15 protein-coding genes are annotated in these 15,822 nt (G+C 31.8%); 7 read left to right on the top strand and 8 right to left on the bottom strand.

Annotated elements, in window-relative coordinates; genetic code table 11:
* Positions 1–208 precede the first annotated feature (208 nt).
* Positions 209–1,711, bottom strand: coding sequence for a DUF6273 domain-containing protein (locus tag acsn021_RS03280; RefSeq protein WP_184095251.1), 1,503 nt, complete (start codon positions 1,709–1,711; stop codon positions 209–211).
* A gap of 919 nt (positions 1,712–2,630) precedes the next feature.
* On the opposite strand from acsn021_RS03280, the gene acsn021_RS22795 reads away from it, so the two are divergent.
* Entirely contained in the window at positions 2,631–2,789 is a 159-nt protein-coding gene (locus tag acsn021_RS22795; RefSeq protein ID WP_243167968.1) for an integrase core domain-containing protein, read from the top strand.
* Between the two features lie 368 nt (positions 2,790–3,157).
* On the opposite strand, the gene acsn021_RS03270 is transcribed toward acsn021_RS22795, so the two are convergent.
* Positions 3,158–3,643, bottom strand: a complete 486-nt coding sequence (locus acsn021_RS03270) for a DUF6273 domain-containing protein (protein ID WP_184095253.1) — start codon at positions 3,641–3,643, stop codon at positions 3,158–3,160.
* Positions 3,644–4,018: 375 nt separating this feature from the next.
* Between acsn021_RS03270 and acsn021_RS03260 the strand changes: the two genes are divergently transcribed.
* A protein-coding gene (locus tag acsn021_RS03260; protein ID WP_243168001.1) for an IS3 family transposase occupies positions 4,019–5,169 on the top strand; the annotation gives its coding sequence in 2 pieces (ribosomal slippage) (positions 4,019–4,277 and positions 4,277–5,169; 1,152 coding nt in all).
* A 110-nt stretch (positions 5,170–5,279) separates the two neighbouring features.
* Here acsn021_RS03260 and acsn021_RS03255 read toward each other — a convergent pair.
* Together acsn021_RS03255 and acsn021_RS03250 are read right to left on the bottom strand one after the other, a co-directional pair.
* Positions 5,280–6,782 carry a DUF6273 domain-containing protein gene (locus acsn021_RS03255; protein ID WP_184096033.1) on the bottom strand — a complete coding sequence of 501 codons (1,503 nt, stop codon included), beginning with the start codon at positions 6,780–6,782 and terminating at the stop codon, positions 5,280–5,282.
* 274 nt (positions 6,783–7,056) lie between these two features.
* On the bottom strand, positions 7,057–7,473 hold the full coding sequence (locus acsn021_RS03250; RefSeq protein WP_184096031.1) for a peptide deformylase: 417 nt from the start codon (positions 7,471–7,473) through the stop codon (positions 7,057–7,059).
* 327 nt (positions 7,474–7,800) lie between these two features.
* Between acsn021_RS03250 and acsn021_RS03245 the strand changes: the two genes are divergently transcribed.
* From acsn021_RS03245 to acsn021_RS03235, 3 genes are all read left to right on the top strand, one after another.
* Positions 7,801–8,613, top strand: coding sequence for a hypothetical protein (locus acsn021_RS03245; protein WP_184096030.1), 813 nt, complete (start codon positions 7,801–7,803; stop codon positions 8,611–8,613).
* Between the two features lie 158 nt (positions 8,614–8,771).
* Positions 8,772–9,038: a hypothetical protein gene (locus tag acsn021_RS03240; RefSeq protein WP_184096028.1), complete on the top strand. Its 267-nt coding sequence runs from the start codon at positions 8,772–8,774 to the stop codon at positions 9,036–9,038.
* Between the two features lie 78 nt (positions 9,039–9,116).
* Complete coding sequence (locus acsn021_RS03235) at positions 9,117–9,398, top strand: hypothetical protein (RefSeq protein ID WP_184096026.1); 282 nt, start codon at positions 9,117–9,119, stop codon at positions 9,396–9,398.
* 227 nt (positions 9,399–9,625) lie between these two features.
* Here the strand turns inward: acsn021_RS03235 and acsn021_RS03230 are convergent, their stop codons facing one another.
* Both acsn021_RS03230 and acsn021_RS03225 read right to left on the bottom strand, forming a co-directional pair.
* A complete protein-coding gene (locus acsn021_RS03230; protein ID WP_184096024.1) occupies positions 9,626–9,835 on the bottom strand; it encodes a hypothetical protein in 210 nt (69 codons plus the stop codon).
* A 98-nt stretch (positions 9,836–9,933) separates the two neighbouring features.
* On the bottom strand, positions 9,934–10,977 hold the full coding sequence (locus acsn021_RS03225) for a hypothetical protein (protein WP_184096022.1): 1,044 nt from the start codon (positions 10,975–10,977) through the stop codon (positions 9,934–9,936).
* A gap of 603 nt (positions 10,978–11,580) precedes the next feature.
* Between acsn021_RS03225 and acsn021_RS03220 the strand changes: the two genes are divergently transcribed.
* The gene (locus acsn021_RS03220) at positions 11,581–12,519 is read left to right on the top strand and encodes a sigma-70 family RNA polymerase sigma factor (RefSeq protein WP_184096020.1); all 939 of its coding nucleotides are present in this window, start codon (positions 11,581–11,583) and stop codon (positions 12,517–12,519) included.
* Positions 12,520–12,705: 186 nt separating this feature from the next.
* Positions 12,706–13,320, top strand: a complete 615-nt coding sequence (locus acsn021_RS03215) for a class D sortase (RefSeq protein WP_207725206.1) — start codon at positions 12,706–12,708, stop codon at positions 13,318–13,320.
* Between the two features lie 328 nt (positions 13,321–13,648).
* Here the strand turns inward: acsn021_RS03215 and acsn021_RS03210 are convergent, their stop codons facing one another.
* Together acsn021_RS03210 and acsn021_RS03205 are read right to left on the bottom strand one after the other, a co-directional pair.
* Positions 13,649–15,055 (bottom strand): transglutaminase domain-containing protein, encoded by a 1,407-nt coding sequence (locus acsn021_RS03210; RefSeq protein ID WP_184096018.1) that lies wholly within the window; start codon positions 15,053–15,055, stop codon positions 13,649–13,651.
* A 254-nt stretch (positions 15,056–15,309) separates the two neighbouring features.
* Positions 15,310–15,801 (bottom strand): hypothetical protein, encoded by a 492-nt coding sequence (locus acsn021_RS03205; protein WP_184096016.1) that lies wholly within the window; start codon positions 15,799–15,801, stop codon positions 15,310–15,312.
* Positions 15,802–15,822 lie beyond the last annotated feature (21 nt).

Here is a 15,822-nt window from a genome sequence, read left to right as displayed (position 1 = left end):
TATCATTTAAGACCAGTATTTACAGACTTTTCTTCACACACACGATTGACGGCTTAATCACTCTAAAAATCCGTACCAAGTTTTAAAAAGATAACATAATAGACAAGAGATTGTAAGGCTTCACTCAATTCGAGTGTTTCACTTTATTTCAAATATTATAAAATTCAAGGATGAAATTCATAAATCTATCCGCGCTCCAAGTTTTATATTAATTATTCAAACTACTTCTCTTTATTCTAATTGCTGGGCGGATTCCTAAATAAGCTGTCCAAACATTTGCTCCATAACTCGAAACTGCCCCATTATTTGTAAGTCCAGAAACAAAGTAATTGTTTTCAGCAGGGGATCTCAGCATCCATTGGCTACTAAGTGTCTTAGAATTTATTATACATCCTGAAAATAAAGCATATGTCGAACAATAAGCCATTCTATCTGGTAATGGATTTGCACGTTGCAATATACTAAGATTTTCTTTAATCCCAATCCAATATTTGGGATTTAATGCATCCTCCAATGATAATAAAAACACTTTATCTTTTGTTGCCTCCCCTCCCTTTCCTCCTATTCCGTTGCTGGTTTCCTCCACAACTTTACTCTTTTTAGAATCATAACGAAAAACTAATTTGGTATCTTCATTTTTAACTGAAGTTATTAATATATTATCTTGCTCAATATCATTAAATGCCATTTCAAAAAAGCTTGAATTCAATTCCTCTCTAATATTTGCTTTTTCCCACGTCACAAGTTCATTACTGTTGTTATAATTTTCACAGAATAGTATACGATCTGATAATAACATTAGATCTCCTTTTGAATCCGATAACACCCTCCAGGATATTGGCTCATACTTAAAATAATGATATGGAACCTCATTTTTCTCGATATCCCAATCCCATTGATATGAATTATTCATTTCAAAATAAACATCTTTATAGGTAAGCCTAAGATACTTAACACCATCTACTTCAGCTTCATTATTATTATAATCTGCATTAATAATATCATCTGTCAAGTTTTCTTCATCAACTTCTGATTGTGGATATGATCCAAAGTACACAATTTCACCATTATATTTTATTTCTTCATCTGAATTAACTATATTGATTACTTTCTTATAAGTTATTCCTGTAGTCCTTTCTTTAACAGTAATGCTAACTTTACCTTGTTTCAATGTCTTGAATAGAATTTTTAGATACCCCGCTTCTTCCCAATTATCTGTTACTTTAATGACATCGTCTTTGTCTAATTTATAGGAATAACTATACTTGTTTAAATCAGGAATAATGAATGCGTACATATATTCTTCGTTATTATAACATGTAGTTACTTTTTTGTTACCATGTTCAATATAATTTATGATATTCATTTCCTTTACATTAATATCTATACACGAGTTATAGGTACTTCCATTCTGAACTACTTTTACAGTTACAGTAGTAGACCCTGTCTTTACAGGCGTAACCACACCTGATTTGCTAACAGTGGCAACTGCTTTATTACTAGATGAATAAGTAATAACCGCCTTTGCTAAAGCATTGTTTACCTTTATGGTATATGGACTACCTTTTACATACAGTGTTTTCTTTGTAACACTTGCAGTCGGTTTTACTTCTGCACTAACTGTTGTAAAGTTCTCTGCTCCTATAATTACAACACCAACTAATAAAATTATACATAATAACGTTTTTACTACACTTTTTAACCCACTCACAATCATTTCATCCCTTCTTTGTTTAAATAATATATACCCTGTGAACCGAAATATAGCCTATATACATTGTTAAATGTATATACAGCCATTAGAAATTAGCATATATCTTTCTAGTCTAAGTAAGATAAAAATTTTCTATATGCTACTCTCTATACCTATTAATAATACCACCATTTACCATATTTTACAATAAAATGTCAATTAGTATTTGCAATAATTGTAAGGTTGCAAAATGGAGTGTTTCCATATGGCTAGTATAACACAGGATATGAGATCCTCTTTAATTAAATATGCTGAGAAATTTGGTGTAACCAAAGCTACTATCAAATACAAAACTAACCGGTAATACATTTATCGCTGGAAACGTCGCTTTGATGTCTCTATCGAATCATAACGATAACTATCCAGTAGACCTCATTAATACCCATACCAACATTCAGAAGTGAAATAAAACTATTCATGTTATGCAATGACGTAATCCAACGAGACCTTGTTGTTTTCTAGGTGAAACTTATCCTACGCGGACATCAAAAATCTATCCCTAGCTAATACTGCTTTCTTAGAAAAGGAAAATTAATGTCTATTAAACCAGCTAACCCTGAATATATTCCAAAATCTTATGAGCGGATAAAGTACCCGAGACAGCGCAATAAAGTCGACGTAAAGTATGCTCTGGCTGTTTGTGCTGTTGGTGATTGCAAAAGGGCAAAAATTCTATCAATATACTGCAATTGATAAGTACTCTAGATTTCGTTTTGTAGAATCTTAAATGAAGCTAGCATCTATACTTCTACTCAATTCCTGAAGCATCTAGTTAATGCCTTTCCTATGTCTATTGAGTTTATTTAAAACAGATAATGGATAAATCTACACAAAGATTTAGTAGCCACAACAGATTTCATCCCTGTTTGAAAAGAAGTTGCAATATTTAGGGATAAGACATAAAATAATCTGTCCATCTACACCAAGGCATAATGGTAAAGTAGAGCGTAGCCATCACAAGGACAATGAACATTTTTATGCTACACATTGTTTCTTTTCTTTTGATGACTTTTCAAAACAGCTAAAATATATATAACCAAAGTGATTATAACAACTTTCCGATGAGACCTCTATGCTGGACTCCTAGAACTACTCTCATTAATGTCTTAAGGGAATGCTGTAACATATGTTTGACTAACCGACAATAGTGATTTAAGCCCAATCATGTAGATGAATGGTGTTTCTCCCTAGATGACTCTTGTAAAATACGATTCTGCCACTTATCAAAAATATCATTCATGTGATTAATTATTATTTGCAAACGCATACAGCATAATTAAAAATTATTTTTATAAGGTTACGCATTCCACAGTTTGCAGGTTCCTGAAAGACCATAGCTAGATGATAAGATTTACGAATAACTTAGAATAGATGTATTGTCTACACCTCTTTCAAAAAATTCAATTACTTATACAACTCACTTCTTTTGATTTTGATTGCAGGACGAATTCCGAAATAAGTAGTCCACGAATCGGCTCCATAGCTACTGACATTTCCTAAGAATGAAACTCCTGACACAAAATAATTGCTCTCAGCCGGTGACCTCAACATCCAATCACTACTTAATATCTTTGAATCTATAGTACAACCTGAAAATAGGGCGTAATCTGTACAATAAGCAATTCTATCATTTAAAGAGTTAGCGCGTTGAAACAAATCATAATTCGTCTTAATACCTGACCAATACTGTGGATTTAATGCTTCATCCAAAGACAATAAAAACACCTTGTCTTTTGTCGTTTTTCCTCCTTTTCCTCCCTTACCATTACTAATATCTTCTACTATTTTTTTATTTTCATTATCAAAGCGAAAAACAGTTTTTGTATCTTTATTCTCTAATGTCGCCGTTAAAATATCCTTTTGTTCACTATCACTAAAGGCCTGTTCCAAAAAACGGTATTCAATTCATTCCTTATAGAGGATTTTTCCCAAGTTATTGCTTCACTTGCATTATTATAGTTATCAGAGTATAAAACTCTATCTGAAACTAACAACAATATTCCGTTTTCTTCATTCAATACACGCCAAGAAATTGGTTCATATCTAAAATAATGATATGGAACTTCTTCTTTTTCCTTTTCCCAATTCCATTTATATGAATTATTAATCCTATAATAAACATCCTTATAAGTAACTCTTAAATATTTAACACCATCTACACTTGCAATATTTCCATAATAATCAGCTGGATCTATATTATAAAAGTGGACACGATAAGTAACCATATATTACAATTAAGTAGACAAAAAAAGGAGGTATCTACTCATGTCCACAAGTAAAACTGGAACACGGTATGACGAGGACTTCAAACGTACTCTCGTTAACCTTTATCAATCTGGCGGTAAAACACAGGCTGCTCTCTGTAAAGAATACGGTGTTTCCCTAACCGCTCTTACCCGTTGGATCAAGCAATACTCAACCGTCAAAACGGATGATGGCGAGGTCTTGACCGCCAAACAAGTGAAGGATCTTCAAAAACGCAATGCTCAGCTTGAGGAGGAACTCCTCATACTAAAAAAAGCGATTGCCATCTTCACGCCACACTCCAGCAACGATTAGATGCTGTTCATAAGCTTCGTTTTCAGCATGACATAAAGATTCTTTGCAATGTATTAGGTGTAAACAGAAGTACCTATTATAAGCATTTTCACTCAGTACCTGCTGAACGCACCAAGGAAAATCAGGAGATAGCCAAACGGATTCTCCATATCTACGCCGATTATAACAAGCGTCTTGGTGCATATAAGATTACTTATGTCCTCCAGCGTGATCATGGCATTCACATCAGTGTTGGACGAGTGTACCGCCTGATGAAAACACTTCAATTACCACGAATGTCAACGGTGAAGCCATATCGTAACTATCGGCATAAAGATACTGGCAATTGCACCAATCATCTCCATCAGGAGTTCAACCAGAAATCCCCTGACATTGTCTGGGCAAGTGATTTCACTTATATCAAAGTTTCTGGGAAATGGTATTATCTCTGTATTGTAATGGATCTATTTTCTCGCAAAATCATTTCCTGGAACATTTCAGCAAGACCTGATGTCACTTTGGTAATGACTGCATTCAAAAAAGCTTATGATAAAAGGAAATACCCTACAGGCCTCATGTTCCACTCTGATCGGGGATCTCAATATACTGCATTTTCATTCAGACAGTTATTGGATTCTCTTAATGTAGTGCAGTCATTTTCTAAGAAAGGTTATCCCTTCGACAATGCCTGCTGTGAATGTTTCTTCAAATATTTGAAAAAAGAAGAAACCAACCGAAAAACCTATTACTCTTTACAGGAGCTGCAGCTATCTGTATTTGAGTATATTGAAGGTTTCTATAACTCCAGAAGACCACACAGTTCTCTTGGAATGCTAACACCCAATGAAAAGGAGGAACTCTTCTGGAATCAAGCTTAGTAACTGTTTCCAGAAAGTTTTTTCTAATAATCGTGTCTACTTACTTGACTATAGTTCAAAGTTAACGTAATCCAAAGTTTGGTATTGCCGTACACCCTCTTTCAATTCAATTATCTATTTAATTCACTTCTTTTAATTTTAATTGCAGGTCGAATGCCAAAATAAGCCGTCCACGAGTCAGCTCCATAGCTGCTGACGTCTCCTAAAAATGAAACTCCAGATACAAAATAATTGCTTTCGGCCGGAGACCGAAGCATCCATTGGCTGCTACGAGATTTAGAATTTGCTATACAACCGGAAAACAATGCGTAGTCACTACAATACGCCATTCTGCTATTTAAAAATTCAGCACGCTGTAGCATATTGGAATTTTTCTTAATACCAGTCCAATACTGTGGATTCAATGTCTCCTCCAATGACAATAAAAACACTTTATCCTTCGTACTTTTCCCACCTTTACCCCCCTTACCATTACTGGTATCCTCAATTATCTTATTCTTTTCTTCATCATAGCGAAAAACTGTTTTTGTGTCTTTATTCTCTACTGTTGTCGTCAAAATGCTTTTTTGTTCATTTTCGCTAAAAGCCTGATGCAAAAACATGGTGTTTAATTCATTTCTTATAGAGGCTTTCTCCCAAGTTATTGCTTCACTTGCATTATTATAGTTTTCATTATATAAAATTTTATCTGATACTAACAATAATGTCCCATTATCATCATTTAATACACGCCAAGCAATCGGTTCATATCTGAAATAGTGATACGGAACTTCGGTTCTTTCTTGTTCCCAATTCCACTTATAAGAGCTATTCATTGTGTATTTGACATCTCGATAAGTAATTCTAAGATATTTAACACCATTTATGGTAGCCTCATTGTCATTATAATCTGCATTCACGATTTCATCCGTCAGCTCTATTCCCACTACTTCTGATTGGGGATAGCATCCGAACGTTATCATTTCTCCTTTATACTCTACATCCGAGTCCGAATTTACTACATTAATTTTTTTACTGTAAGATAAACCCGTAAAATTTTCTTTCACGGTAATGGTAACACTACCAAGTTTTAATGTTTTAAAGTAAATTTTGTAGATTCCATCATTTTCATGACTTTTAGTAATATCAATGATAGCACTGTCACTTAAAGTATAGGAGTACTTATAGTTTTCCAAATCAGGAAAATATACTCCTAAATTATAATCTTCGTTATCATAACATTCTGTCACTTCTTTGGTTCCATATTGTAAATAACTGATTACTTTTGATTCCTTCACAGCCACTGCTATCTTAGAATTATAGGTACTTCCATTTTGAACTACTTTTACAGTTACAGTAGCAGTCCCTGTCTTTACAGGCGTAATCACACCTGATTTGCTAACAGTGGCAACTGCTTTATTACTAGATGAATAAGTAATAACCGCCTTTGCTGAAGCATTGTTTACCTTTATGGTATATGGACTACCTTTTACATACAGTGTTTTCTTTGTAACACTTGCAGTCGGTTTTACTTCTGCACTAACTGTTGTAAAGTTTTCTGCTCCTATAATTACAACACCAACTAATAAAATTATACATAATAACGCTTTTACTACTCTTTTTAACCCACTCACAATCATTTCATCCCTTCTTTGCATTTATTTTTTCATACCCTTATGTAACCGAAGTATAGCCTAAATACATTGTTAAATATATTACTCAGCCATTAGAAATTAGCATATATCTTTCTAGTCTAGGTAAGAAAATTATTTTCTATATGCTACCCTCTAATAATACCACTATTTATCAAATTTTACAATAAATTGTAAATTATTATTTTGTAGTAATTTACATATATGATTTATTGCTAATAGAAAATACCCTTTAAATTTCAATTATACGAAATAGCTAAATCAATATACCATTTAAATGATCTATCTCATGTTGAATCTCTGCTGCCAATCTTCCAAAGTATCTCATCTTCTGGATTTTCATTTTCTTATCAAAATAAATAACATCCACACTTTTAAAGCGAGTCACTTTTCGGTATCCATCCAGTGATAAACAGCTTTCCTCATGACTGTATTGTTCCGTTGATTTATGAATTATTATTGGATTAACCATTGAAATCCACTTTCCTTCCATATCTGCTACTATAATTATACATTTGTCATAGCCTAATTGATTGGCTGCCAACCCTAGACATCTTTCTTTATGAAACTCTGCTGTATCAATTAAATCTTTTATCAACCCTAAGTCATTCTTTGTTGCTTTTTTACATGGAGCTTTGAGTTTCTCCTGATCTTTCACTATCTCTTTAATCATCCGTATCCTCCACAAATTAATAATTACAAATATACTTTAGTATGATAAAAATGAAGCTTAAAGTAGGTTCACATTAAAAATTCTATACAGATATAATAACTATATATTCATAACCTGTAGGTTCTTTTAGCTTCTTCTGAATATACACTAAGAATTAGAACCCGAAAACAGAATATCCCTAGAATAAATATCTCAAAAATACTCTATAAATTAGATATCCTGTATGATAAAAACTGATATGTACTCGTAAAATGTTGTATAGAGAAAAAAAATCTATTGAAATCTTTCATTATATTACTGAATAAATTGAGAGGAGTAATGCCTGAAATGTGCATTAAAAAAATGAAACCAATAAGCAAAAATGTAATAATTGAATATGAAGCCATATTGCTTAATCAAAAAATAAATATATCAAAATTTTTTTTCAACTGGGATTCCTATACCAATGAACAATTGGCTTTAGATGTTATTCGGTACTCCTTTAAAACCTATTTGGGTTGGAGTCCACAGGAGGTCGAATCAAAGATTTCTCTCTCTCTCTTGAAATCACTCAAATTAAATGAAATACTAGCCTACATAAATTTTCCTATTGAACTAGACAGTACCTTACAGATAAAATATTTAGCCCATTTACTTTATCCGGAACAAGTTAAATATGACGCGAGAAATTTAGTTCTCCAAATATACAAAGATATACTAGAACGTAGATTAAAACGTTTTCCCAAAAGCTTTCTATCCAATACTGATGGCATATTGAAATCAAATATTTGCTTCTTATATATGTTAGAACAAAACTCCGATTTTTCAACCATTAAGGAACTATATGAACATTTTGCGGGTTCAAAAGGAATTCATACGCTCAGAAAATATCATTTAATGTCTATTTGTACTGCATTCTATGAAAGCCCATTAGAATTTTTACATACCTCTTTACCGGACGAGCAAAAAAGCAACTTTTTTTATCATTACTATAAGTATAAAAATACCATTGGAAAAATGATTCCTAAGATTACTTTATTGAAAAAAAGAACTGGAAAACAGGCTTCGTGTGATGATGAATACAACGATTCTAAATTCTTCTATTATTATCGATTATATCGCCTTAAAGTTAAATCTCGTGTATTTAATTTTATATTCTAAAAGTATTACACATCTGCTACTCTTGACTTTTTGCTTATTTCTAAGCATTTAAAAAAGTACGTTTATTTTAAACAAGCCTAAAGATAACAAATTAATGGATTGCGTTGTAAAAACTATATTATATAGAAAGGATATGTTTCTATTGAAGCGACTATAATATGAAAAGATTAGATAATGTCTTAATAATGACCTTTGAAGAGATGAATACTTTATACGAAATAGCTGATACTGCTGAATGCAAAGCTGGTGATTGGTATCCCACTCTGGATGACTTAAATCATATTGTAAAATATGATCCTGCTACATACGTAGATTTTCTAATTTGGATTTATGAAACTGCTAACTTTCCATCTTCCAAAGAGGCACAAAGTATCAAAATAGAAATAAATAATATAATCAAAAATACAATTCAAATAATTGAATAAATAATAGTTCTTACATGGAGCACATTAAATTTATATTATAAGGTACTGTAATCTAAGATTGCAGGTACCGGAAAGGATATGACTTATAATATGAAAACGTCTTTTGATAAGCAAGCAACGTATAATGATACAATAAAACAGAAGGTTCAGGAACTACAAAAACTCTGTATACTTGAAAAACTGCCTATGTTTCTAAGTATCTGTACGAAAAATGATGAAGATACTACTTGGTATGAAAATATAATGATAAGTCCGGAAACTATGGATTTGGACTTATCATATAATGTTATCTCTAAAATGGTATTGTGTCTAAACGATGACTTTAAGATTGTTCCGAAATCAGATATAGAGGTGAGTTAATCTCAATTTTACTAATAAAGAGGGTTACAAGAATAGTGAATGCAGAAAAAGCTCTATTATTTTCTGTTATACACTGCCTGAAAGACATGTTACCAGTTTTATGCAACAATATACACTATTGCTGCTATTGTTGCACATACAACTTGTAAAATGTTTTATATGAGTGTATGAAGGAAATTTATAGAGCTTTTTTCCGCTCAGCTTTAATTGCTTTATAATCTCTTTATCTATGTAATAATCAAATAAAGTAATGCCCACAGTAAAGCAGCCAAAAATAACAAGGCAGGCAACAAACGCTCCTTTCCCTTTAATATCTTATTACTCCTGTAGGAAAAAATACGTTTATTTTTTAATGCAACACTTAATAACTGTAATACTAAAACTATAGTTACACTAAATAACAATACTATAGTTATATAAAAAATTAAATCTCTCATAAGTATTAAAATTCCTATCTTTAACAGTAATGTGTATTTTCTACTTTTTCCAATAATAGGGTTGTCATTTTTTATTTCTTCTGTTATAATCAAGCTAACTAATTGGAATAGTTAGTCGTGGTTTCTTGTGTACTTAAAGGATTACTGCCAGCCAGCTCAGCAAAAGATATTTGAATCAATGCCTCCATATTAACGTCTTTTTTGTAATCCCAATTAGGATTCAATTCTCGGGTTATCATATCATATTCTACTGTAAAAGCGTCTATACGAGCATTTTCAGCTTCCTCTTCTGACATTTTGCTAACATCTATATTCTCAATAATCTTATTATATACTTTTTGAGAAATCGCATTTTCTATGTAAAATGCTTCAACATTTTTTTCAGACACTATATCAGCTGTAATACCAGAAGAAGCTAACCCTTTGAAATACTCATTTGCATCAGCTTTTAATAGTTTTAACTCATCTTGACTTAAGCTAATCAGATATTCGTCCTTTTTTATATACAACAACTTCGTTAACCTTATTTGTTCAATGATTACTTGCTTTGTCTGTTCCTCAAATGTAAATTCATTTCCTTCTTCATCAGTAACTAGCTGTGACCAAATATTCGTTCCATATGCAGCATTATAATTTTGGTATACATTTGTAGCATATAAAAGAAACTCACCAAAAGCCACCTCCTTACCTTCTAAGAACATAATTACATCCGGATTAAATGTAGTTGTATTATACTTTGCGTATTCATGTTGGAATAGGATAAAACTCACACATCCTGAACATATAAGAGCTACCAGAGGAATTATATTAAGAACTATTTTATTACGTATCCGCTTCCTAAATATTAATTTTATTATATAGGAAATAACTAGGAATAAACTAAGGATTCCGCCTAAAATAACAGCCCCAAGTAATGTTAATTCATAAGTTTTTATGAATACTAAGGCCAATATAGATGCGATATATGTGACTATCACCCAGTTACCGGACTTCCTTTTTCCTAAGAATACCGCTCCTTCCAGACCAGCTAACGCAATAACAATTCCTATGGTTTGCCAAAAGCTAACGAAAGCCGGCAGTAATATAGCTGCCCAAAGAAGAGTCATACTACAAAAAGCTTTTAGAATCTTATTTTTCATCATAAAATCTCCTTTCAGATAAATCAGAATTAGACAAGTACTTATAGTAGATCTCTTTACCCTGATGATTGAACAATAGTAGTATGACTAAAAGACACCAAAAAACTTTTTCTGTACAAGCTTATTCCATTGTCATGAATGTTTGATAAAGACTGATTTAATAGTAAGAACTATCTATAAGTGGAGTTTCCATATCTCTTATATGGAAAGCTATACTTTCTGAAAAACTTGTATAGAAAGAATCTATTTTTTCTTTTTTATCATATTAAATATAAAAAATACTAAATAACACGTTGTACCATTCTTAAGCTATGTCGTAGTACCATAATCATGAAAACAAAAATCAATATAGCCTGGTAGCATTATGTTAAGTATAAAAAATAATTTTATATTCTAACTATTACCCTTACAATGTTCATCACTAGTAATGCTAGGAGATAGGTTATACCCTGGTTTTAAATCACAGCATCTTTTATTCCATTTCAATTCTTAGTAACATGTCAAAAATATTCTATCAATTACTAAAATAGATTGAACCCAATTGCGGTTTGAATCTAATCTATCTTAAGTAATTATCAAAAGTTATCCATCTAGGAGGGTCTATATATGCAAATTAATACTTATGACGAATCGTTGAGAGAATGTGTAAACATTATAGCTGATGAAACAATTAACATGGGAAAAGATTTGCCCAAGAACGATATCACTGAGCAGATGTACAGGTATCATTCCTCGAATTCCGAAATTCGTGAAGCTGGAACGGCAGAAATTATAAATGATTATACAAAATTTATTAGCTATATCATAAACACCCGTTATGCCAGTTATAAAAGTGACTGGGAAGAACTTATGCAGCAAGGTGTATTAGGTATATTAAATGCTTTGCAGACATATGATCCTGCCCTCAGTAAACCTACTACCTACTTTTATAGTTATATCGTTCATGAACTTACTGATTACGTTAGTAATTATAAAAGTACCGTATCTCCGTACTATGCGGCACAAATAAATAAAGTTAAAAATTCTATATCAGAATTAGAAAAGAAAGGTATTCAATATACGGAGCATGAAATATCCGTATTGACAGGCTTTAGTATAGAATCTGTATGCAGAATACTTGATTTAATTAACCGCACAAATATATTGCATTATGAGTCAGATGATTATTTGGAATCCTGTTTAACCCAAAATGAAAAATCACCTGAGACTCATTATATTATTAATGAACAGAATAGAATAATACATGATGCTTTACTCTGTCTCCCACAAATAGAGCGGAAAATTATTCTTCTTAAAATAGGCTTTTCAATAGAAAAACAGACTTATAAAGCAATTGCAAAACAGGTTAATTTGCCTGTTGAGCAGGTTAAGCAACTCTACCAGCAAGGACTCCAAAAACTAAGGAGACAGCCTGAGATGAGAAAAGAGTTTGGGGATTATACAAATCGTTATAATAGAAAAATTATAAATGACATTCAGATTCACCTTTTTTCTGAAAGTAACAATTCAGTAATAACCGATACTATCAAAGAAATTTGTTTTTAGTTTTTTATAACAAAATGACACGTGTATGTATTGCTATATACATAATTTCATAAGGAATATGATTTTTATCCCATTTATAGTACCAAAAACCTGTAGTTTTAAGAATTGTATTATTATATAATTATACTGCATCGTAAGACTATAATACTCGGTTATTTTGCTGCAATTCCTATCAAGACAAATCCTATGGGTAACTTGACACCGGACGATACTACAATATCCTATAGCCAACAGGATTTCACAGCAGATATCTTTTGGCATTACAGAATCGGGTCTGAAATTCCAGAAAATAAAAACCTTTCTTCTTATATTTTAGAACGAATGAATGTGTTAGATATTAAGCTCCAGGAAAAGAGTAACTCTTTGGACAACTTATATCCTGTAAGACCAGAATTAGGTGAAAAAATAGGTGAGCTTAGTATTCCAAAACTAAAAATTACTTTGCCTGTATACGAAGGAACAGAAGATAATGAGTTAAAAAGGGGTGTAGGTCATTATGCTGACAGCGTATTACCTGGAGAGAATGATAATTCTGTATTATCTGGGCATAGAGATACTGTATTCAGAAATCTTGAATCTCTGGAAAAAGGGGATTTGTTAATTATCAATACCTATGCAGGCGAATTTTTTTATAAGATCAAGAAATTTCGTATAGTTGATGAAGATGATAGAACCGTTATTGTGCCTAAGCCTGGTGCCACGTTAACACTGACAACCTGCTCCCCCTTTGATTTTATAGGTCCCGCACCTAAAAGATATATTATAACAGCTTATCTCTTTAATAAAAATTTGATAGAATGAATCCATATTAGCAGATTGAGTAAATTCTGCAAAATGCTTACTTTCAGAAGTTTAATCAAGTCTAAAAGTATTAATAAAACTTATGTCCATTCTAACCTATACATTGTAAGATTCAATACAACGTTACGTTAGTATGGAAAAGATAATTCTTAAACTTTTTTATGAAGTTATGAATCATCCCGCTATTACCCAGTAGAACCTTCTGTGTAATAGTGGGATGTTATTGATAGTCAAGTTATAACAGTCATTTTTTATATTGCCTCGTATTTATTTGTCTAACTTTTGGGTAAATCAATTAGGGCCTTTGTAATCATTTTTACCAGTTTAACTATTCCAATGAATTACTATATGGTGGTACACCACTATTCATAATTACAAAAAAGTATCCTTCTTCAATTAATCTATGATCAGCCCAAAGTTTTTCTGATAAGAAGTATTTAAAACTTTTAAGTCCTGCATTCCAATAAGTATCTATATAATACCAAGTTCCATCAATCTTTGCCTTATTCCAGGCATGTCCAGCAAATCCGTATCCACTTCCATTGTCCGCACTTCCAATACAATAGTATACTTCTATTCCAATGATATCACATAGAAAACTAAAAGTTTCTGCATAAGATGCACACACCCCGCTACCAGTCATTATCACCCCAGATATAAGATCTTTATAGGTATCATCAACAAATTTGCCGCTATACGTTGAATTCAGATAAGTCTGTATTAAGGTAACTTTTTCTTTGTCGCTTAGGGTTGAAGAAAATAAGTTATTATCATCTAAAAACTTCCTAACTGCCGTCAGCGTATCCAGTGCTTTACCTGTATAACCACTTAAATCATTGCTTTTGACTGCACCGACAGGATCCAGTTTTTCATATCCGTCTCCAACAACTACTTTTAATTCTTTTGTGATACCTGCTACCGTTACTTTAATATAGCAGGTTCCTTCTTTTATACCTTTTACATAGATGCCTTCACACCGCTTATAATTACTGTTTAAGTCTATATGATAGCTTTTTTCCGCAACAGCAATCTCATTGTTTGTTGAAATAATCTCAACATCCTTCATTAGCGGCAGAATATCTTTTGCAAAACCCACATATTCTTCAATATTTGTTTCAAGCCACAAATCCGGAACGACAAAACCATCATAAGTAACTGCCTTCATATCAATGGTCTTAATCTTTTTACCGTGTACCGAGGCCACAACTTTGAAATCTCCGGCTGAGTCCGCTGTTACCATTCCAGTATTATTAATTTTAACAGTGGTATTACCGGTAACTTTATAGCTGATTCCCATCTTTTTTATATCAGATGCACTATAAAGGTTTGATACCGGATTTAAACTGATTTCATCTCCATTAACAAATACAGTAGTATAAGTAGGTTGAAACGTTATTTTTGCAGGATTTACGACAGTAATTTTACATTTATAATCTTTATTATTTACAGTAGCATTTATATAAGCATTTCCATATCCGACTGCTGTAACTTTTCCGGCACTTGTAACTACTGCAATATTTTTATTTGTAGAAGTCCAGATGATTTTCTTAGGGGTTCCTGTTATTTTTAATGTTGTGGATTCTCCTTTTGTCAGGTATGTACTTGTCATATTTAATGCGATAGTAGTAGATTTCGTTGACGCAGATATCGTAATCAATTGATTTGTAAATTTAACACAGATTAAGATAAGAATTGTAAAAACAAATGCACTGATGGTATACCGTTTTTTTATCATAAGTTACGCTCCTGGTATGTTTACATGTTGTTTGTTTAATAGTATATGAATTTTATACCTATTGTTAAATAGTGATACATATTATAACATTTTATGTAAATACTGTCAAAATATCTACGAAATAACAAAGAAAACATATATCATCATAGTACAAGGATGTCGTACTCTACAATCGAGATACTTTTCGACACCCTTTCTTTTATCATCTTTTGCTAAATTACTACAGCCTTTCAAATTATATGAAAAAGCCTCCACTATTCTCTTGCTAGAAAAATTCCTCTAAAACTACGTGTTGTAATAATAATAACTTTATCGCCCTTATATATCCTTTCTTGCAATGAAGCACTCATAGATACTTGTTTTATTAAACCATTATAATTAATTTCGACCCAAATATTATGGTATTTATTCATACCAATATAAACTGCTTCTCTAACCCAAATTTCCTTCTGCTTAAATAACTTAATCATTTGATATCTTGGAGGTATCACTGCTAGTGCAAAACATAAATTTACAATTATAAACACCATGAAAGCACTTTTAATGGAATCCAAAAAGTAGAAAAAAGAGCATAATACTAATATAAGAATAAAATATAGAGCTAAACAAATACATACTATCTTTTTGTACTTTTTTAAATCTAATCTATCCTCTATGTAATTCCGCTCTGCTTTTGTTATTAATCTTTCTTGAGTTAATAGTTGAATTTCATCATTTTTATCTGATTTAGAAGATTTTTTTTTCACATTACAATTTTCCTTTCTTTG

It is taken from the genome of Anaerocolumna cellulosilytica (assembly GCF_014218335.1).
Lineage (GTDB): Bacteria > Bacillota > Clostridia > Lachnospirales > Lachnospiraceae > Anaerocolumna > Anaerocolumna cellulosilytica.
This window is presented reverse-complemented; position numbering and strand designations above follow the sequence as displayed.